The sequence below is a fragment of the Rhizobium sp. ZK1 genome (assembly GCF_047782645.1).
In the GTDB taxonomy this organism is placed as follows: domain Bacteria; phylum Pseudomonadota; class Alphaproteobacteria; order Rhizobiales; family Rhizobiaceae; genus Rhizobium.
The window spans coordinates 2,991,881-3,009,773 of sequence record NZ_CP180586.1; the positions used below are offsets into that span (position 1 = coordinate 2,991,881).

Here is a 17,893-nt window from a genome sequence, read left to right on the forward strand (position 1 = left end):
CGATATCCGATCATCTGCGGGCAGAGGTTGCGAACCATTGCTCGAAGGTGATGTGGCCGAGGCGCGGATTGTTGTCGGAAACGAGTGAGCCATCCTCCAGCCGGGCGCCGAAATATCGCGCCTCCGTATCCGCCTCGACTTCGCGCCCATCACCCATAGCCTTCAGATAACGGGCAACGAGTTCGTTGAGCCGGACACGTTCCGGACCGGAGATCTCGATAACGCCGTTGATCGGCGCCGCAGTCGCAGCGGCGGCCACGTTGTCGGCGACATCGTCAGAGGCGATCGGCTGCACATAGGCCGGCGATAGACGCACGGTGTTTCCGATCGTGCCGGACTGGGCGATACCGCCGAGGAATTCCATGAACTGCGTCGAGTGGACGATCGTATAGGGAATACCGGCCCCCCGAATGATCTTTTCCTGGGCGACCTTGGCACGCATGTAGCCGCTCTCGGGCAGGCGATCGACGCCGATGATGGAAAGGGCGATATGATGTTTCACGTCGGCGGCCTTTTCCGCCGCCATCAGATTACGACCCGATATCTCGAAAAAATCGAGCACGGCCTTGTCCTCGAAGGAGGGTGAGTTTGCGAGGTCGATGACGACGGAGGCACCAGCAAGCGTCTCGGCGAGACCCTCGCCGGTGATCGTGTTGACGCCGGTGTTCGGGGCGGCGGCAATGACTTCATGGCCTTGCCTGCGGAGGCGCTCGGCCGTCTTTGAACCGATAAGGCCGGTTCCACCGATGATGACAATTTTCATGAATTTCTCCATTTGCGGCTGCTTCGCGCACCGCGTTGTTCATTCGTTGCTGAATGGTTGGTCGAGTGTCTGGCCGGCCCTACTGGTGCCGGGGATCCAATCGGCTGAGCCGGCGCGTGGCCCCGAAGGCTGTGACTGGCTCGCCTCTGGCAATCAGGCGGTTAGTAGTCCCAGAAGACCGGCACCCAACGGAAGTGGTCGCCGTCGGCTGCCACGTGGCCAACCGAGGGGAACGGCATATGAGTGGCCACCAGAAGTTCGCCGGTCTCCGCCAGCTCCCGCAAAAGACGAACGCGGACGAGGGCAGCCTCTTCCGGGTCGTGCTCGAAGCCGTTGAACCAGTCGGGGTGATCGAAGCCGACCGCGAACACCGCATCGCCGGCGAACATCAGCCGGTCTTTGCCTGATGCCACGCGGACCACGCTGTGCCCGGGGGTGTGACCGCCGGTTCGGGAGACGACCACCCCCGGCGCCACCTCGTACTGTTCATCGAACAATTGCAGCTGACTCTCGTATACTTTTCTGAACTGCTTGGCGGCCGCTCGAAGCGCGTCCGGGAAGCCGGGCGGCATGGACACGTGAGAGAAATCGGGCGCCTCCCAGAATTTGACCTCGGCCGCCGCCACATGGATCCGCAGGTCTGGACGCAACCGCTCCTTCACTCCGTCGACGAGCAGCCCGCCAACGTGGTCCATATGCATGTGGGTGAGGACCACGTCAGTTACGGATCCAAGATCGATGCCGGCCGCCTCCAGTCGCTTGATCAATTGCCCGGCCCGCGGCAAGTTCAACTCCGGGTCCAATCCTAGGCCGGCGTCGATGAGAATGGTCTGCTCGCCGCTACGCACCACGACCACGTTCAACGCCCAGTCGAAAGCGTCCGGCGGCAGGAACATGCCGTTCAGCCATGCCGCGCGCTCAGTCGGGTCGGCATTGTGCCCCAACATCTTGGTTGGGAGCGGTAGCACGCCATCGCTGATCACCAGCACATCGATCTCGCCCACCCGCACCGCATAGCGCGAGGGAACCAACTCTTCGGAGCGTGACCCGCCGGGGGCCGGGGTGTTGTTTAAGTTCATATCTGTCTCCTGTTTCAAAAGATGCATTCATTCGCGTCCGCCTTTGCGGCGTGCGTCGTCCGATGGTCCATCAGGGGGAAGAGCCTAGTTAAGACCGGCCTTGTCGAGGCCGTAGAGCTTGTCGGCCGAGCCAGGCACGGTCTTGAAGGCGATGCTGGCGCGGTTCCAGGCGTTGATGACCATGATCGAAAAGGTCAGGTCTGAAATTTCCTTCTCGGAAAACTGGCCGCGCACACGCTCGTAGAGCTCATCCGGAATGCCGCCTTCCGGCAGCTTCGTCACAGCTTCGGTCCAGGCGAGGGCCGCGCGTTCACGTGGGATGAAAAGGTTCGATTCACGCCAGATGGCAACGTGATAGAGCCTGAGTTCGGTCTCGCCATGGATCTTGGCTTCCTTGACATGCATGTCCAGGCAGAAGGCGCAGCCGTTCATCTGCGATGCGCGGATTTGCACGAGATCTTCGATCTTCTGCTCAATGGCGCTGTCCTTCAGGGCCATGCTGAGGTCCGAAAGCTTCTTCAGGAGCTCCGGCGATTTCTGGGCGTAGTTCAGACGCAGGGTCATGGTCTCTCTCCAATTAAGGATATTTGACATCCTTAAGGATAAACAATATCTGTAATGCATCGGGCGTAAAGACCTTTCGACCCAAGTGGCGGACATAAGGCTTATGTCGAGAACGAAGGGGACGGTTATGGACATCGTTTGCGCGTTACGAACATTCCTGCGGGTTGCCGAGGCGGGCTCGTTTTCAGCGGCCGCAATCGATCTCAAGCTGACGCAGCCCGCGGTTTCCCGGCAGGTTTCGGCGCTGGAGGCCCAGCTCGACACACGTCTTCTGCATCGCTCGACCACGGCATTGGCACTCACGTCCGAAGGCGAACGGATGATCCCGATGGCGCTCAGGGTTATCGAAGCGGTTGAAGCACTCGGCGAGTCTGCCGGTCCGGAGGGAACCGCATCTGGCAGGGTACGCCTCTCCCTGCCGGCACCGTTGGGGCTTTACATGAGCGACCGGTTCGCAACTCTTCTCGACCGCCACCCGGAACTTTTCGTTGAACTGTTGTTTCGCGAAGAGCCATCCGATCTGATTGGAGAAGGCATCGACCTCGAAGTGCGCCTCGGCGCTGTTGCCGATTCCAGCCTGATATGCCGCAGGATCGGCTGGACGACGGCCTTTCTCGTCGCATCGCCAAGCTATCTGGAAAAACGAAGCATGCCGAGAATCCTCGAGGATCTGAGCCGCCATGACTGTATCTGCTATAGCCGCGGCGGCAGCGGTCGTTCCTGGCAGTTTTCCAACGGGGCCGATGAAGTCGCGGTGCGGATCGCGCCGCGTCTCGTCTTGGATAATGCCGTTGCCGTGCACCGCGCCGTGCTTGCCGGAGCCGGCATCGCGATCCTCACCCACATTCTGGCGGCACCCGATATCGGCGCCGGGCGATTGATCAATCTGGTGCCCGACTTCCTGCCGGCCCGCCTGCCGATCAACCTGGTCTACTCCTCGCGGCGCAACATGCCGCTTCGTGTAAGAACCATCATCGAATATCTCGTTGCGGCGATGCGGGAAGATCCGTTTATGGCTTCATCATCCGCTTCGGGACCAGATGAATCCTGCCTTGCGGGGAAAGCATAAGACGCTGACGATCCGGCGGATCAACGGTGCATCAGGCTGCGCTGTGATGTTACGTTATTCTGATACCCAGTTCAGTCATCTGTACAATAAGGAGGGCCCCGGAGAGCTATGGAGGAGATACCTAAATGCAAAGCCCCCCCTGCGCTGCAGCCAAGGCTGGGATTGCTGAACTGTCCGTCTCCTGACCAGCCCAGGCCTGACGAGCCATGCAGAACCTGTCGCGCCCAAGGTCAGCTCCAGACGGGTCACCGCCTGTTGCCGGCCTTACTTTCGTGAGAATGCAGCTACGGCCACCTTACTGTGCCGCAGTTCAATACCTGCAGGATAAAGCATTAGTCGGCCTGAAGCCCTGGCTGCATGCCGGGTTCCTCGAATGCCCAGGCTGATACTGGAAATCGGCGCTGTTTGAACTTCGATGAGCCGTGCACGATGAAGCCAGGATCTCCAATCCGATAACCAAGCCGGCGATCATCAGTGTCCGAACTCTGCTCATCACGGTCATCCTGCAGCGATAGCTCGAAACATAGAATTCATGGCGTATTCTGCAGTGTCAACGGAGAGCGGGGAGCCGGACGATCAAAAACCGAATTGAAGACGACTGGCGCGGAGCGATGGATGCAGGCGGACCGCACAGCCAACTTTAGTGGGGGTTAGGGCTCAATCAGTCCCCCGGCCGCACGGTCCGGCGTTTAACTCGGGATGAAGACTTAGGTTCCAGCGCCAGCGGACAAGATGAGTCACGAATATCAACCGAAATACAAATGACGTGAAACCTGACCGGCAGAAGGCAAGCAGGATTTTACCGGCAGTGACGGGGAAGACGTTGTCGGCTGCATCCGGATTGAGCCACGACATCGGGCCGAGAACACATGTGGCGCTGGATCCCACCTCCCCTGGCACACCCCTTGCATCGTTAACATCAAGCCATCCCATCTGGAGTATTGTGTCATGGAATGGGACACCCCAATCGAATTCGATCCCGTGATCCTGATGTTTCACGATCCGGATAGGCTCCTGTCCGTTCGCACGGCGATTGGAGCCGCCAATGCGCTCATGAAGGAATTCCCCTCAGATGACGGGGGGGAATTTCTTGCGGCGATCAAGGTCTGTCTTGATGTCGTGCAGGGCAACGCTGACCCTGAGAAATTGAGAGCGGCGATCATTCGCGCTGCTGCCGAGGCTGGGATTACTGCCATCGCCGTGCTCCACTGAGCAGTCTGTTCCTGGCCGAACAGGCAAGCTCGGCCAGTGCGGGACAGCCGGCCTTTGCTGCCCTCTATGCCTGAGATCGCTGGAAAGTTGTATGCTCTCGCCATTTCTACGCAAACTGGCGTCACGTTCTTTTCACGCGACAGTCATAGCTCGTCGTGATTTTTTCTATCGCCTGATGCGTGTCGGTGGACCCGAGCAGGGGGGCTCGCCTTTGTATAGAGTAGCCGCGAGCCCCGAACCACCGAGCGCTAAACCGCCCCTTGCCGGCCTTGCTTTCAAGGGAATGCGGCGATCTCCACTTGTGTAATCACCGTATTTTCCGGCAGATTTCGCAATGGCGTTCATCCAATTAATTCAGCATCTTAGAGGAAAATTGCCGATTACGAGATTACGGCGCATGTCCGCTTCTCATGAAGATTTGAAACGGCGATCGGGTCATTCTGCCCCGAAGGGCGGCGCTTCACTCGCAGAGCGCTTGGAAACTCGCGTCTCGACTTCGCCGGTCGTGCTCAAACTCGATGCGGCCATCGCCCCATCTCGCCCAGGGCTGAGCGTCTTTCGCGGCAACGGCGGCGTGACGGCCGAACTTTGTAAGCGGTCGTTTTTTCCTGTAAACTTTGTAAGCGCGCTTCATGAAAAGAATCAAATGCTTAACCTTCGCGCTTACAGACTTACGAAATTACAGCCTGTTTCCACTCTCACGAGAATGCCCTTACAAGACCATTTCTCTCACCTGAGTTTGCCATTCTCTCCGTAAATCTGTAAGCGGGGCAGTAAACACCTGAAAGCATTAGGGAAATACGCTTACAAAGTTCATGTAAGCAATCGTAAGCGCGGTAAGCAATTCTGCAGGTCGGCCTGCAAGGACACCCACACGCTCCAGCTGGATGTTCCATTCCCGCCCTGACGGGCTGGGCTCGAACCCGATGCCTCCATCCATGACTGCCCCTCTCTCCACGGCATCGGCACAGGTTCCATAGCCCCCTACGCCCCGGCAACCTGCTCCCAGCGCGCCGGGGTTCCGATATGGGTCTTCAATGCCTCCGAGAAGGCCCTGATCTTCGCGGAGGGAACCTGGAGCGCCCGCAGGAGGTAAATGCCGGAGGGATGGTTGTTCCAAGGCTCGCCATCGATGGGCAGCCGCACGAGATCGCCTGACTGCACCGCCGTTCCCGAAACCCAGCTCGGCAGCAAGGCGATGCCGATCCCGGATATGGCTGCGCCGTTCAGTGCCTCGAAGTCGTCGGATCGAAACGCGACCCGCTCGCATGCCGCTCCCGCCGGTCTGCCAAAGATATCCGCCCAGCCAAGCAGATCGTTACCGTGCAGCTTGTCGAGCAGGCGATGGTGGCGCAGCTCTTCAACGCTCGCCGGCGCCCGGTTGCCGTCGAGATAGGCCGGACTTGCCACCAAGATGCGGTTGAGCGGGGCAAGTTTCGTCGCGATCAGCGAACTGTCCTGCAGCGTCCCCATCCTGATGACGAGGTCTAGCCGCTCCGCGACCGGATCGGCAAGCCGTTCGGTGAGATCCAGTTCGACATGCAGGTCGGGATGCGCACGCGCAAGCGATGCCAGAACCGGGATGACATAGCGTTTACCGAAAGTCGGGAAACACGCGATGCGCAGCGTGCCGCTCACCGCATCGTCAAAGGCGGCCACCTCGGCATGTGTGTCGGCGAGGTCATCGAGCAGACGCCGGGCGCGATCAAAGAGGCGATGGCCGGCATCCGTCACGGCCAGTGCCCGCGTCGAGCGCACCAGCAGCGTGACGCCCAGGTCCCGTTCGAGCGCATCGATCTGCCGAACGATGGCCGAAGGGGTGACGGCACGGCGCCGGGAGGCGGCCGAGAAGCTGCCCGCGCGCACCACGTCGACATAGACGGCAAGATGTTCAGCGAATCGCGGATCCTTCATCTTTGCCTACTGCGCAAAATGGTTTCGAGCATTCAGTTCGTTATCATCGGCCGGCATCGGGGGCACATTCCTTCTCGTCAACGGGCGTTTCCCGCTCACTCAACAGAAGGAACAATGCCATGGTCAAGGTCCTCGATACGATTCTCTCCCAGTCCGCCTATTCCGCGAAAATCGACGTCCCGATCGAGAAAATCGACATTGCGGACTGGCTCTTCAATCTGCCCGAAGCTGAATATCTGCGTTGCTGCCCGCCGGATCATATCGCCGCCGGCGTCACCTGGACCGATGACGGGCGCCGCATGTCGATCAATGTCGAACAGATCGGCTCCGGCCTCGTCGTCCAGCACTATGTCGCCGAGGTCGCCGAGGCCGCCTATTGCCGAATGAATTCGATCTCGGATGTCTTCACCGCAAACGGCCGCACAAAGGTCAATGTCGTCTGGGAGCTGGTCGCCGAGAAAATCGACGACGCCAGCACCCGTTACACCAACCGCGTCACCGCCCATCCCACGGATGCCTTCATGACGTTCATTGAAGAACACACCATCAAATTCGAGGACGCCGCAGCGGCGCGACAGGCAGCGGGTGCAGACCACAACAGCCGCGAGACGCCGCTTTTCGCAGCAAGCATCGCCCGCCGGGCACTGGCGAGGTAAGCGGCGGCAGTAGCAGTTCTCCAGGTCGGTCCGCACGGAAAAACCGGCAAAGGCCCGGCGTCTCAGAACAATGCACCCACGCCCTTAGAAGCTCCGTTTCCGCCCTCACGCGCCGGCCTCGAACTCGATGCGTCCATCCAACCATCTCCCCCAGGGCCTGCCGCTCACGTCGCCGCGAACATAGACGCGCACAGCCTCGCGCCCGCGACTGGATACCGTCGACTGAGGTTCGAACCCCAGCCCGGCAAGCGCCCTCTGCAGGTTGCCGCGCCAGCCGGTGGGCAGGCGGCTGGCACCCTCGCTTCCGCCGGTCAAGAGCTTGAGTATATCCGCGCACGGCACCATCATGTCGCCGTCAGGGATCAGGTCGCGGATGATCTCGTAGGTGGGGCCGAAATCCATCACGGCCTGGTGCAGGGCTTCGAGGTCGGCCTCCAATGCCGGGTCGTCGAGCCATAGCGGCTCGCGCTCGTAGATCGTCATGACTTCGGCCCAGACCTGCGCGCGATCGGCCCGGATTGCCGCCATATCGATCGCCTTGGGCCTGACCGGCCACCAGCGGCGGTTGCCCGCCGTGTCCGTCAGGAATTCGTCGGCATTCGTCGTGGCGTAGAAGGCGAACTGGCGCGGCACGTCGTCGACCCTCTGCTGATACGCCCCGCGCGCGGTATCGACGCGAACCGTGATGAACTTCCTGATCGTCTCGATCTCCCGGGTCGACCGGCCGGCAAGCTCCGCGAGCTCGACGACCCAACGCCCCCTGGTGTTCTCGATCACTTCGCGCGCGCTTTCGCCCACCGTCACGCCGTCGGTCACCCATTCCTCGACCGGAACGAGCGCCCGGCCGAACGACGATTTTCCGAGCCCCTGCCTGCCCTGCAGGGTCAGCACGTGGTCGAACTGGCACCCGGGCTCAAAGACGCGTCTGGCAAGCGCCGAGAGCCATTTGCGCGCGAAGGCGCGATTCAGAGCCGTGTCCTCGGCGCCGAGATAACAGGTCAGGAACGTGTCGACCCGCCGCATTCCGTCCCATGCCGGCAGCGACGACAGCCAGTCTTTCACGGGGTGATAGGGATGCCGGCCGGCGACCTTGTCGATAACGGGATTGATGTTGAAAACCTTCGGCGTCAGGCCGAAGCCTTCCAGCCATTCCACCGCTTCGGCAAGGTCGTTGTTTCCGAGGGAGCGAGGCTTCCAGTCGCCCTTCCGCAAATCCCACGGCGGCCGGCGCAGCAACATCGTCCGGCCGCTGAATTCATCGAGGGCAAGCATTCCGCATGCGTCGGGGTGGCGCTCCAGCATCACGGTCCAGTTGAGTGTGAGGCCCGGAAGGGGATTGCCCTTGTCATTCGTCTTGAGCATGGCGAGCCAGTCGCACGGCGGCGCGTGTGCGGTCACAGGTGGCATAAGATTTTCCGCGTGGGGTGGGGTGGTTTACCCAGACCTATTCGGAAACGGTTGAGGTGTTGACATGATCGCCGAGGCAATGTGGCGCAGTTTCTGCGACCTTGCGCGGGAAACTGGTCTTCTCCTGCGCGACGATTCCAGACGATATGCAGAAACGGCAGGTCACTCGGGATAGGCCTCAGCGCCCTCCAGTGCTGCCTTGTGGAAGAGGATGAAAACCAGGGGGTTGCCGGGCTCGGACATTGCGTCGCTGCGCTGGCCCGTTATCTCTCCGGCCACGCCGCTCGTATATTCCGCGACCACTTCGCCGAAGCTGTTGCGCTGGATGGCGACCTTCTGTCCTGGTTCGACCTTGTCGTTGAGCTTGACCAGATGCTCGACGATCCCGCCCTGGGTTGCCAGGATCGGGAAGGCGCTGTTGCCGGTAAAGACGGTCAGGTCCTTGCCCGTCCGGCCCATCGGCCCGGCAACGATGCCGTGATGCTTCAGCACGTTCATCGTGCCTTCCACGAAGAGCGAGATCATCTCGAGGTCCAGAACGCGGGCAGCGCCGATCTCCGGCGTAAAGGAGGGGATGCCCACGTCCATGAACGCGTTGTGCAGGACACCGGGATAGACATGGTTGTCGAAAATCTGGCCGACGGGATAGAGCTCCACCATGGCTTTGACCTCGGGCACATCCATGCCGCCGATGTTGAATGCGGTGACTTCGAACCCGGTTGTTCCAGTGTGAAAGTCGATCGCAAAATCGGCATTCGGCCGCAGCAGCCGGTTGAACAGCAGCCCGGCATGTCGGCTGGGCGCGCTAAGACCGTTTTCGTTGCCCGGCCATTCCCTGTTCATGTCGATCAGATCGAGGCCCCTGCCCTGATTGGGCCACCTGCGCTGCATGCTTTCGATGGCCGGACGTGCCACGTCGGTGACCGCCATGACCGTGCCCGACATCTGCGCCGGATCGAGCTGGTTCATCACGGTCTGGACCGTGTGAATGTTGCTCATTTCATCGCCATGCACACCGCTGGTCAGGATGCCGCGCTTGCCCGGCCTTGCCCCCTTGGCGACCGTCACCGATACGTACCAGTATTGCCCTGTCGGCATCTGCGCACCCTGAAAATACAGGAAGTGCTTCTGCCCGGGCTCCAGGTCGTCGACGTCGAGCGCGCTCACGACCTTTTTCCCCTCGATAATATCGCCGGTATAGACCGTTCCCGATGCTGGAGCGGAAGCAGTGTCCTCGGCATCAGCGGCATCAGCGCTGACGGCGAGCGCAGCCGACGCGCCGACCGTTGCCAGTGATGCGATCATGAAATCACGGCGATCGATGCCGTTCTTCGATTTGTCCGACATGATGGAGCCCCTCTGTGATTTGAAAAGTTCAGTTAGAACAATGGCATGTGCATCGATCGCGAAATTCCGCACGACATCAACCCAGGGTATGCTGCTGAAAATTAGGGCACGCTGCCGAGTTCGCAAGTCCAGGCGGATCGGAGCGGTCAGATGGCAACCGCAGAGGCCCATCGGGCCGAGAGTGAACCGGCTTATTCCAGGCCCCCGATATCGTTGAGGCAATTGCGTCAAATAGGTACTCGCCACAGTTGCCGATCCCGATGGTTTGGGGAATATTCGTGCTCTGGCCCTGATGGCCTGCGCCGTGACGGATAAGGGGGACAATGTCATGCCTGTAAAATATCTTTTGGCCGCGGTAACGGTCGCGCTTCTGGCCCTTTCAGGGTGCGCAACCACCGGCACCGGCGGCGACAACACGACCTACGCAACTCCGCTGGGCATTGGTCCCGTTCGCGGGAGCGGCGTTATCGGCGACTATTAGTAGCTGCTGATGTCCATTGAGAGCAGTCACCGCGACAAGGCGAGGCGCTGTTCGGAAGCGGAGCCTGGGATTGCTTTCATGATAGATGACGTAAGCGCGGCGCGCCGCCAGAACATTGCCGGCCTGCGCCGGTTTCTCGATCTTGAGCAGCAGCGCGACTGGATGCGGGGCGAGACGATCCTGCGCGACGCCGAGGAGCGTTCCGAATCCCTGGAATTGCGTCTCAAATACGTCGCCAGGTTCGAAAAGCTGCTGCGCCGGCCGCAGGCGCAACAGGTTCTAGACATTCTTAGGCGCTACGGGAGAGACTGCATCCCGATCCCGCGCCGGACGGAGCGGCACTACTGGTCGGTTTCCTGCCTGCCGTCGACACCCGGCAAGGCGCTCGTTCGCGTCAATGCGAGCTGGATGGAGCTCTTCTCGCTCTATGCTGATGGTGAGGATACCAGCGCCTTGTTCCTGGTGCATCTTTCCGATTTCACCACCGACCGCTCGATCGATCAGGGCCAGGTCGACGAGGATTTCCTCGAGCGCTGTGTCATGCGGCCGGAAGACGTCAGCTATGTCTTCCCCAGAGGCGAGGACATTTTCGGCGTCAAGGTGCGCAGCTTCGCCTCGATCGGCAAATTTCTGGCGATGCCCCGCGCGCTGCAGGCGATCCGGGCATTCAACCTGACACATATGAACCGCGGCCGGAACGCCTATCAGGCGAGCCACTGCTACAGGCTGGCGGATCACATGCTGGGTGACCGCGAAGGTTGAACAACGATCGGAATTGGCGGCGGTGGCCGACATCCATACCGATCTCGTTCAGAACCTGGGCAAGGCGGCCTTCGATATCGCTCTCCGCGCCAGCCAAGTCACGCGATTACGTCGGCGCCAGGCCGGCGATCGAAGAGACCTCGTGCACCTTCGACCATGATCCGCAAATGCTCGGGATCGCGCACGCCTTGCCGATAAAGCTCCACCAAGATTGCGGCAATCCGCGCGGCCTCTTCGGAGGCCTTGTCGACACCCGCCTCTTTCAGAAGCATATCGAAAACAGGCTGACATACCGAAAGATCGTGCGCGTCGAATGGCTGCGGTCTTCGAACATCGATCGTTTTCATGTCGTTCGAAAGCCGGCGCCGTCAGATGGCGCCGGCTCCTCCCTCCTCTCCGGTTAAGCGACGTTCTTCTCGCCTTCGATCATCTGCATCGGCGCATCAGAACCCCCGGCGCTGCCGATCGCGATCTTGCGCGGTTTCATCGCTTCAGGGATTTCGCGCTTCAGCTCGATCGTCAAAAGGCCGTTCGTCAGCGAAGCGTTCTCGACCCGAACGTGGTCGGCAAGCTCGAAGCGCCGCTCGAAGGAGCGCCCGGCAATGCCGCGATGCAGATAGTCCCCCTGCTTCTCCTCGTTCTTCTCGCCTTTCACGACCAGCACGTTGCGTTCCTGCGTGACATCAAGATCGCCATAGGCAAATCCTGCGACCGCCATCTGGATGCGATAGTCGTTCTCGCCGAACTTGACGATATCGTAGGGCGGCCAGGTGTCGATGGCCTGCAGACGCTGCGGATTGTTCAGAAGGTTGAACACACGGTCGAAGCCGATGCTCGAGCGGTAGAAGGGTGCGAAGTCGAATTCGTTTCTCATGACCAAATCCTCCGTAAAGCGAGTTGGAAAGGAGACGCGTCGGAAACTGCGTCCCCGGCTTCCGGCCCCCATTGGGCTGCCGGCGAATATCGATTTGGTTTGGCTTTTTTTGCCTTTCAAGAGGCTTCGAAAATTTTTTTGAACGTTCGGCAGCGGCCCACTTGAACGCTGAAAACACGGAAACAATCTCTTATCCGCCTGGAGATTTTCTTCACCTGTCGAAAGTTTTTGGGAGATCGAATATGACTATCGAAGGCAAGACATCGGTCAACTCGGCCAAGACCCTCGATGCCATCTCGGCATCACATATCCTGCGCCCCCATCAGCACTTTTCCCATCCGGACGAAGTCCTCGCTTCGGAAAACATGACGACCGAAGAGAAGCGCGCGATCCTCGCATCGTGGGCGTCCGACCTTCACGCGGTCGAATCCTGTCCCGAGCTTCGCCACCCTCCCGGTGTCCCCTGCTCCATGCGCTGCCGGGACATTCTCGCTGCCCTGAAATCCCTGGATAGGGGCCGGCAGGATTTCACCATGAGAAGGCAGGGGCCGGTCCGCAAACCAACCGGCACCTTCGGCTAAGGAGAGCGGAATGCGACAGAGAGCGTCCCAGTCTCCGCCCCCTCCGGAAGGCAACCCGATCACCGACAGGCTTGTTCTCGCATCGAGATATCAGGACTGTCTGCGCCGGCTTGCGCGCGCCGCTGACCGGCTGCATCACGCCGATCTCGGTGAGAAGCTGATGGAGATCGCCAGATGCATGGACCGAATGAGCTACGACATCGCGGTCCACGACGCGGGTGTCGAAATCCTCAGACGCGCGGCGCGCCTCATCGGCATCGTGGAAGCATTGGTCGACCGCAAGGCGAAGGCGTCGATCCTGCACTGAGCGCGTGATCAATGTGACTGAATGAGCGCTTCCGCCGATTCCGTCTAAGCCGGAAGCGCTCAAAAGCGTATCGCGATCTTTCAGATTCGCCTGATACGCTTTAAGCTCTTGTTTTAGCATGTCGTTATCGCAAAACCGCTGCACACTTTTGCGCGACATGCTCTAATACTACAGTTGCGGTTTACCGGAAATCATGATTCACTTCCCGCATTTGGCGGGAGGGAAGTTCAATGTCGGTTGCGGGTTGGTCCGGGTCGGTTCTGGCGTGGCATCGTGAGCTCGATGCCTTGAAGGTGCGGTTGGGCTCGGTCTTTGGTCGCCGAGAATTGCGCGCATCGTGCGGTGCCTTTCTGGATGGGTTGTTGTCGGGAGTAGAGCGCAAGACTGGCTGGCTGATGGCGGAACAGGCAGGACTGGAGCGCCCTTATCGGATGCAATCGCTGCTGGGGCGCAGCCATTGGGATGCTGACGCATTGCGCGATACGGTTCGCGCTTATGCAATAGAGTCTCTCGGTGACGCGGACGGCGTTCTTGTGGTCGATGAGACCGGCTTCCTGAAGAAAGGCGCCCATTCAGTCGGTGTCGCACGACAATATTCCGGCACGGCCGGCCGGATCGAGAACTGTCAGATCGGTGTTTTCCTTGCCTATGCAAGCCGCTACGGTCAGACCCTGATCGATCGGCAACTTTATCTACCGAAGGAGTGGGCCGAGGATGAAGCCCGCCGTGCTTCGGCTCACGTCCCCCAGTCCCAAGCCTTCGCGACCAAACCGGCCATTGCAGCCAAGCTCATTGCCGATGCGCTGGATGCCGGCGTGCCTTGTGCCTGGGTATTGGCGGATGCGCTTTATGGTTCGGATTCCAAGCTGCGCCGGATGCTGGAAAGCCGTGGCCAGCCTTATGTTCTGGCAGTGCGCTCCAATCATTGCCTGCGCTTTGTGCGTGAGCAAGGGATCGAGCAGACCGATCCCGAAACGATGGCTGATGAGTTGAAACCGGAGGTTTGGCAGAGCCATGCAGCAGGCGAAGGTGCCAAGGGTCTTCGGCTTTATGATTGGGCCCGTATTCCTCTCAGCTCTCGCCCGGATCCACAATGGGAGCGCTGGCTTCTGATCCGGCGCAGCCGACGCGAACCCGATGCGCGCGCCTATTACTTTGTCTTTGCGCCCGCCGGTACCGAATTGAGCGAATTGGCGGGCGCTGCCGGGCTGCGTTGGACCGTGGAAGAATGCTTCCAGCGTGCGAAGGACGATCTCGGCCTGGATCATTGCGAAGCGCGATCCTGGCATGCTTGGAAGCGGCACATGACGCTCGTCATGGCAGCCGCTGCATTCCTCGCCAAACTCGGCGCCGATCTACGCCGCACCGCTGCTGGCAAACCGAACGAAACGAGTCCAAACCCGCCAATCGCCGCCTGACCAACACCATGGCCTTCGTGCCCAGCGTCGCAGAGATCCGCTATCTGATCAAACGCCTCCTGCTACAGCCCCCGATTAGAGTTCGCCTCATCTTGGCATGGTCACTCTGGCGACGCAGGCATCAAGCATCCGCAATGCTTTCTCACTACAAAGCAAGGCATCAAACGCAACTGTAGTACTAATGCGCGGTATAGGCCCCATCCACCAGGTAATGGGCGCCAGTAATGAAGCTCGCCTGTTCCGACAGCAGGAAACTGACCAGATTTGCCACTTCATCCGGTGTCCCGCGCCTGCCCATTGGCTGGAGCGCCGCCATGCGGCGCGTGCTCGCCGTTGCGAGATGCTCCGACAGGAGGGGTGTGTCGATCCAGCCGGGGCCGACTGCGTTGACCCGGATGCCGTATCGCGCATATTCCATCGCCGCCACTTTCGTCAGTCCGACGACCCCGTGCTTGGCGGCGGTATAGGCCGCCGCGGTCGGCAGGCCGACGGTGCCAAGCGTCGAGGACATGTTGACGATTGCCCCCCGGCCCCGCTTCAGCATCGCGCCGATCTCGTATTTCACACAATAGAAGACGCTGTTCAGGTTGACGTTCATCACTCTGTGCCAGTCTTCGAGCCGACAATCCGCAACCGGCGCCCGCACCCCATCGATCCCGGCATTGTTGACGGCGAGATCGAGGCTGCCGCATGTCTCGACGGTGAAGTCCACAAGGCTCTGCACGGCTGCGGGCTCGCTCACATCGACGACAAACGGGCGCGCACGTCCACCCTCCGCCCGAATTGCGTCGGCACTTTCATGCGCGGCTTCGGCATTGATATCGGCAACAATGACCTCGGCCCCTTCGACAGCGAGCTGTCGGGAAACAGCGGCCCCGATTCCCGAACCTGCCCCCGTCACAACTGCGACTTTTCCCTCCAGGCAAAGTTTCATCGTTTCCATCCATTTAAATATGCTAATGTTCAGACCAAACGCATGATTCATGCAAGGGGTTTCATGAGTGAGGGACACGCTATTTCAAGTTGCGCACCTTGTCCGCCCAACACGCACATAATCCGCAAAATTCGAACATCCCGGTTCATCGGCACGCTGCCGATCGGGCATCGTCAGGACTGAGGGGAGCGAAACGACTTGGGAGAACGACTTGGGCAGATGGAAATGAACGGACGAGCCGTTAAACGCCGGGGCTTCGTTTTGGGCAGCCTGGCTCTGATGCTTTCGGGATGCAGCACCACAACGGATGGCCCGCCGCTCGGCTATCGCGTATTCGGCAGCGACCCGGATGTCGATCCCCGCTATCGGCGGCAGGAGGTCGCCTATTCGGGAAATGAGCCGCCCGGAACCATCGTCGTCGATACCCGGGCGCGCTATCTTTATTTCGTCGAGGCCGATGGCCTTGCCACGCGCTATGGTGTCGCGGTCGGGGAAGAAGGACTGAGCTTCAAGGGAGAGGCGACGATCGGCCGGAAGGCCGAGTGGCCATCCTGGAAGCCTACCGACGACATGATCGCGCGCAAGCCGCATCTCGCCCAGTATGCCGAAGGCGTGCCGGGCGGACCGGACAATCCGCTGGGTGCGGCCGCCCTTTATCTCTACCAGGGCGGACAGGATACGCTGTTCAGGCTGCACGGAACCAATGCTCCCTGGTCGATAGGCAATGCCGTTTCGAACGGCTGCATTCGCCTGACCAATGCAAACATCGTCGATCTCTACGCACGCACACGTGTCGGAACGCGGGTGGTGGTCATATGACGGCATTTACCATTCGAAATTGCTGGATTGGCCACAACAGTAAGTATCTGCTAATGTAGATTCGTTGCACGTTGCATCACTCCCGCACTGTCCAAGGTGCTGATTATCGTCAAACTTTGAGGCATAGCCTGTCCTGGGCGATGCCAAGATGAGGAGAGGACTTGTTGATGAGCAGAATTTTATTCGTCATCCTCGCAGTACTTGCGGTGGCCAATCTGAGTGCCTGCGGGTCGATTGGCAAAGGCAAGGGGAAAGCTCCGCCGCCTGCGGCAACAGCCGTCTACAAATAAGTTCGCACGACTCTCAGGAAGGGCTCTTTCAGCCCTTCCCTTTTCTTGACATCCGAAACCGCTCAGGATTGGCCCCGCCGGCAATTCAGGGCGAAAGAATGGCATATCTGCCGGGTCGAATCCGCCTCGGGCAGAGCTTGCATATGGAGCGTGGTGATGGCGCTTGGAAGAGGCCGCCTGTGGCTGGTCGTTGCTTTGGCAATTGTGGCATCGTCGTGCCAGACGGAAGATAAAAGCCCCCTGCCGCACTATACGTCGGATAGCCGCGACCTGACGAAATCAGCGACGAACCAGAGCAGATCAGGTCGGAATTTCATCGAGTTCCGCTCGCGTTATGCGCTCACCTACGGCCATACCTACGTCGTCTTCGGGCGCGCGGACAAAAACGGCAAGATGATCAATCCGGAAGTGGCAGGTCTTGCCCCGGCTTCGCCCGATCCGGGGGCTTACGTCCTTGGCCATTTCGTTCCGGTTCCCGCCTCGACCGGCGCAACGGACGGCGACCTGGAGGAGCAATACCGCTCTGCAAGCTGGCGCGTGATGCTGACCGATGCCGAATATAACGATACGGTTGCCTATATACGCAAGCTGCAGGCGCGAAGCCGTCTCTGGGAGGCGACGGTCTACAATTGCAACGCCTTCGTGGCGGACATAGCAAAACACATGGGCTACAAGACACCCGGCATCTGGATGAGACCGCAGCAATTCGTTACAAATCTGCGGGAGATGAATACCTGAAGCAGGGCATAGTCCCAACCGTTGACGATCGCGGAAGCCGGATCGTGGAAAGGTTCTGGTGCCGACTTGAACGTGTCAGTCAATACCATTGGCGAGATCGTCTGGGTCCTCGGAATTATTGCCTGGTACATCATTCGATACCCGTTCGAGCGTCGCGGTAGGCGCGTGCCTGTCGTCAGCAGCCGGCGCAGCGTCTCGGAAAGAGTGGCACTGGCCGCCGCACTCGCCGGGTTGGCGATCGTGCCGGCATTTTACGTCGCGACGGGTATTCCCAGGGCAGCCGACCATTCTTTGCCTCTGTGGGCGGTCGTGATCGGGGCGGCGCTCTTCTGCCTGGCAATGTGGGTCTTTCGAAGAACGCATAAGCAGCTCGGACGAAACTGGTCCATCACGCTCGAAATCCGCCAGAAGCACGAATTGATCTGCGCCGGGCCTTACGCGCATGTCCGCCACCCTATGTACACCTCGTTCCTCCTGATGGGGCTTGCCCAGGCTTTTCTGCTGCCGAATTGGGTGGCAGGCCTGGCGGGGATCGCTGGTTTCGCCGTGCTGTTCTTTCTGCGCGTCGATAAGGAAGAGCGTATGATGCTGGATGTCTTCGGCCCCCAATACCGCGCCTATATGGACAAGACCAAGCGCATCATCCCCTATCTCTATTAGGGCGCTACGCTCTGACAC

At 60.0% G+C, this 17,893-nt stretch carries 21 protein-coding genes; 12 read left to right on the plus strand and 9 right to left on the minus strand.

Features of this window, described 5'->3' with window-relative positions:
- Window positions 1-10: 10 nt before the first annotated feature.
- The 3 genes from ACK9YZ_RS15385 to ACK9YZ_RS15395 form a co-directional block, all read right to left on the minus strand.
- A complete protein-coding gene (locus ACK9YZ_RS15385) occupies window positions 11-763 on the minus strand; it encodes an SDR family oxidoreductase (RefSeq protein WP_416064394.1) in 753 nt (250 codons plus the stop codon).
- Window positions 764-924: 161 nt separating this feature from the next.
- On the minus strand, window positions 925-1,842 hold the full coding sequence (locus tag ACK9YZ_RS15390; RefSeq protein WP_416064395.1) for an MBL fold metallo-hydrolase: 918 nt from the start codon (window positions 1,840-1,842) through the stop codon (window positions 925-927).
- A gap of 84 nt (window positions 1,843-1,926) precedes the next feature.
- Window positions 1,927-2,406, minus strand: coding sequence for a carboxymuconolactone decarboxylase family protein (locus ACK9YZ_RS15395; RefSeq protein WP_183728060.1), 480 nt, complete (start codon window positions 2,404-2,406; stop codon window positions 1,927-1,929).
- A 127-nt stretch (window positions 2,407-2,533) separates the two neighbouring features.
- Here ACK9YZ_RS15395 and ACK9YZ_RS15400 point away from each other — a divergent pair, with 127 nt between their 5' ends.
- On the plus strand, window positions 2,534-3,475 hold the full coding sequence (locus ACK9YZ_RS15400; protein ID WP_216755509.1) for a LysR family transcriptional regulator: 942 nt from the start codon (window positions 2,534-2,536) through the stop codon (window positions 3,473-3,475).
- Between the two features lie 948 nt (window positions 3,476-4,423).
- A complete protein-coding gene (locus ACK9YZ_RS15405) occupies window positions 4,424-4,687 on the plus strand; it encodes a DUF982 domain-containing protein (protein ID WP_416064396.1) in 264 nt (87 codons plus the stop codon).
- A gap of 984 nt (window positions 4,688-5,671) precedes the next feature.
- Here ACK9YZ_RS15405 and ACK9YZ_RS15410 read toward each other — a convergent pair.
- Window positions 5,672-6,601 (minus strand): LysR family transcriptional regulator, encoded by a 930-nt coding sequence (locus ACK9YZ_RS15410; protein ID WP_416064397.1) that lies wholly within the window; start codon window positions 6,599-6,601, stop codon window positions 5,672-5,674.
- Between the two features lie 119 nt (window positions 6,602-6,720).
- Here ACK9YZ_RS15410 and ACK9YZ_RS15415 point away from each other — a divergent pair, with 119 nt between their 5' ends.
- Complete coding sequence (locus ACK9YZ_RS15415) at window positions 6,721-7,257, plus strand: hypothetical protein (RefSeq protein ID WP_416064398.1); 537 nt, start codon at window positions 6,721-6,723, stop codon at window positions 7,255-7,257.
- Window positions 7,258-7,362: 105 nt separating this feature from the next.
- Here the strand turns inward: ACK9YZ_RS15415 and ACK9YZ_RS15420 are convergent, their stop codons facing one another.
- Both ACK9YZ_RS15420 and ACK9YZ_RS15425 read right to left on the minus strand, forming a co-directional pair.
- Complete coding sequence (locus ACK9YZ_RS15420) at window positions 7,363-8,664, minus strand: VapE domain-containing protein (RefSeq protein ID WP_416064399.1); 1,302 nt, start codon at window positions 8,662-8,664, stop codon at window positions 7,363-7,365.
- Window positions 8,665-8,826: 162 nt separating this feature from the next.
- Window positions 8,827-10,011, minus strand: a complete 1,185-nt coding sequence (locus ACK9YZ_RS15425; RefSeq protein ID WP_416064400.1) for a succinylglutamate desuccinylase/aspartoacylase family protein — start codon at window positions 10,009-10,011, stop codon at window positions 8,827-8,829.
- A gap of 328 nt (window positions 10,012-10,339) precedes the next feature.
- On the opposite strand from ACK9YZ_RS15425, the gene ACK9YZ_RS15430 reads away from it, so the two are divergent.
- Window positions 10,340-10,492, plus strand: coding sequence for a hypothetical protein (locus ACK9YZ_RS15430; protein WP_216755514.1), 153 nt, complete (start codon window positions 10,340-10,342; stop codon window positions 10,490-10,492).
- Window positions 10,493-10,570: 78 nt separating this feature from the next.
- Entirely contained in the window at window positions 10,571-11,254 is a 684-nt protein-coding gene (locus ACK9YZ_RS15435; protein WP_416064401.1) for a hypothetical protein, read from the plus strand.
- A gap of 98 nt (window positions 11,255-11,352) precedes the next feature.
- On the opposite strand, the gene ACK9YZ_RS15440 is transcribed toward ACK9YZ_RS15435, so the two are convergent.
- Window positions 11,353-11,601 carry a hypothetical protein gene (locus ACK9YZ_RS15440; protein WP_416064402.1) on the minus strand — a complete coding sequence of 83 codons (249 nt, stop codon included), beginning with the start codon at window positions 11,599-11,601 and terminating at the stop codon, window positions 11,353-11,355.
- A 53-nt stretch (window positions 11,602-11,654) separates the two neighbouring features.
- Window positions 11,655-12,128, minus strand: coding sequence for an Hsp20 family protein (locus tag ACK9YZ_RS15445; protein WP_416064403.1), 474 nt, complete (start codon window positions 12,126-12,128; stop codon window positions 11,655-11,657).
- Window positions 12,129-12,370: 242 nt separating this feature from the next.
- On the opposite strand from ACK9YZ_RS15445, the gene ACK9YZ_RS15450 reads away from it, so the two are divergent.
- The 3 genes from ACK9YZ_RS15450 to ACK9YZ_RS15460 all read left to right on the plus strand — a co-directional run bounded on the left by ACK9YZ_RS15450 (window position 12,371) and on the right by ACK9YZ_RS15460 (window position 14,434).
- On the plus strand, window positions 12,371-12,709 hold the full coding sequence (locus ACK9YZ_RS15450) for a hypothetical protein (RefSeq protein ID WP_416064404.1): 339 nt from the start codon (window positions 12,371-12,373) through the stop codon (window positions 12,707-12,709).
- Between the two features lie 10 nt (window positions 12,710-12,719).
- A complete protein-coding gene (locus ACK9YZ_RS15455; RefSeq protein WP_216755518.1) occupies window positions 12,720-13,016 on the plus strand; it encodes a hypothetical protein in 297 nt (98 codons plus the stop codon).
- A gap of 230 nt (window positions 13,017-13,246) precedes the next feature.
- Window positions 13,247-14,434, plus strand: coding sequence for an IS701 family transposase (locus ACK9YZ_RS15460; protein ID WP_216755744.1), 1,188 nt, complete (start codon window positions 13,247-13,249; stop codon window positions 14,432-14,434).
- Window positions 14,435-14,612: 178 nt separating this feature from the next.
- Here the strand turns inward: ACK9YZ_RS15460 and ACK9YZ_RS15465 are convergent, their stop codons facing one another.
- A complete protein-coding gene (locus ACK9YZ_RS15465; protein ID WP_416064405.1) occupies window positions 14,613-15,368 on the minus strand; it encodes an SDR family NAD(P)-dependent oxidoreductase in 756 nt (251 codons plus the stop codon).
- Window positions 15,369-15,593: 225 nt separating this feature from the next.
- Here ACK9YZ_RS15465 and ACK9YZ_RS15470 point away from each other — a divergent pair, with 225 nt between their 5' ends.
- The 4 genes from ACK9YZ_RS15470 to ACK9YZ_RS15485 all read left to right on the plus strand — a co-directional run bounded on the left by ACK9YZ_RS15470 (window position 15,594) and on the right by ACK9YZ_RS15485 (window position 17,875).
- Window positions 15,594-16,187: a L,D-transpeptidase gene (locus tag ACK9YZ_RS15470; RefSeq protein WP_416064406.1), complete on the plus strand. Its 594-nt coding sequence runs from the start codon at window positions 15,594-15,596 to the stop codon at window positions 16,185-16,187.
- 167 nt (window positions 16,188-16,354) lie between these two features.
- A complete protein-coding gene (locus ACK9YZ_RS15475; protein ID WP_113298940.1) occupies window positions 16,355-16,477 on the plus strand; it encodes an ABC transporter in 123 nt (40 codons plus the stop codon).
- 156 nt (window positions 16,478-16,633) lie between these two features.
- Window positions 16,634-17,215: a hypothetical protein gene (locus tag ACK9YZ_RS15480; RefSeq protein ID WP_216755521.1), complete on the plus strand. Its 582-nt coding sequence runs from the start codon at window positions 16,634-16,636 to the stop codon at window positions 17,213-17,215.
- A gap of 72 nt (window positions 17,216-17,287) precedes the next feature.
- Window positions 17,288-17,875, plus strand: coding sequence for a protein-S-isoprenylcysteine O-methyltransferase (locus ACK9YZ_RS15485; protein ID WP_216755522.1), 588 nt, complete (start codon window positions 17,288-17,290; stop codon window positions 17,873-17,875).
- The last annotated feature ends 18 nt before the right edge of the window (window positions 17,876-17,893 follow it).

Coding starts and splice junctions, on each gene's coding strand:
- ACK9YZ_RS15385 (WP_416064394.1), bottom strand. CDS start 763: ATGAAAATTGTCATCATCGGTGGAACCGGCCTTATCGGTTCAAAGACG.
- ACK9YZ_RS15390 (WP_416064395.1), bottom strand. CDS start 1,842: ATGAACTTAAACAACACCCCGGCCCCCGGCGGGTCACGCTCCGAAGAG.
- ACK9YZ_RS15395 (WP_183728060.1), bottom strand. CDS start 2,406: ATGACCCTGCGTCTGAACTACGCCCAGAAATCGCCGGAGCTCCTGAAG.
- ACK9YZ_RS15400 (WP_216755509.1), top strand. CDS start 2,534: ATGGACATCGTTTGCGCGTTACGAACATTCCTGCGGGTTGCCGAGGCG.
- ACK9YZ_RS15405 (WP_416064396.1), top strand. CDS start 4,424: ATGGAATGGGACACCCCAATCGAATTCGATCCCGTGATCCTGATGTTT.
- ACK9YZ_RS15410 (WP_416064397.1), bottom strand. CDS start 6,601: ATGAAGGATCCGCGATTCGCTGAACATCTTGCCGTCTATGTCGACGTG.
- ACK9YZ_RS15415 (WP_416064398.1), top strand. CDS start 6,721: ATGGTCAAGGTCCTCGATACGATTCTCTCCCAGTCCGCCTATTCCGCG.
- ACK9YZ_RS15420 (WP_416064399.1), bottom strand. CDS start 8,664: ATGCCACCTGTGACCGCACACGCGCCGCCGTGCGACTGGCTCGCCATG.
- ACK9YZ_RS15425 (WP_416064400.1), bottom strand. CDS start 10,011: ATGTCGGACAAATCGAAGAACGGCATCGATCGCCGTGATTTCATGATC.
- ACK9YZ_RS15430 (WP_216755514.1), top strand. CDS start 10,340: ATGCCTGTAAAATATCTTTTGGCCGCGGTAACGGTCGCGCTTCTGGCC.
- ACK9YZ_RS15435 (WP_416064401.1), top strand. CDS start 10,571: ATGATAGATGACGTAAGCGCGGCGCGCCGCCAGAACATTGCCGGCCTG.
- ACK9YZ_RS15440 (WP_416064402.1), bottom strand. CDS start 11,601: ATGAAAACGATCGATGTTCGAAGACCGCAGCCATTCGACGCGCACGAT.
- ACK9YZ_RS15445 (WP_416064403.1), bottom strand. CDS start 12,128: ATGAGAAACGAATTCGACTTCGCACCCTTCTACCGCTCGAGCATCGGC.
- ACK9YZ_RS15450 (WP_416064404.1), top strand. CDS start 12,371: ATGACTATCGAAGGCAAGACATCGGTCAACTCGGCCAAGACCCTCGAT.
- ACK9YZ_RS15455 (WP_216755518.1), top strand. CDS start 12,720: ATGCGACAGAGAGCGTCCCAGTCTCCGCCCCCTCCGGAAGGCAACCCG.
- ACK9YZ_RS15460 (WP_216755744.1), top strand. CDS start 13,247: ATGTCGGTTGCGGGTTGGTCCGGGTCGGTTCTGGCGTGGCATCGTGAG.
- ACK9YZ_RS15465 (WP_416064405.1), bottom strand. CDS start 15,368: ATGAAACTTTGCCTGGAGGGAAAAGTCGCAGTTGTGACGGGGGCAGGT.
- ACK9YZ_RS15470 (WP_416064406.1), top strand. CDS start 15,594: ATGAACGGACGAGCCGTTAAACGCCGGGGCTTCGTTTTGGGCAGCCTG.
- ACK9YZ_RS15475 (WP_113298940.1), top strand. CDS start 16,355: ATGAGCAGAATTTTATTCGTCATCCTCGCAGTACTTGCGGTGGCCAAT.
- ACK9YZ_RS15480 (WP_216755521.1), top strand. CDS start 16,634: ATGGCGCTTGGAAGAGGCCGCCTGTGGCTGGTCGTTGCTTTGGCAATT.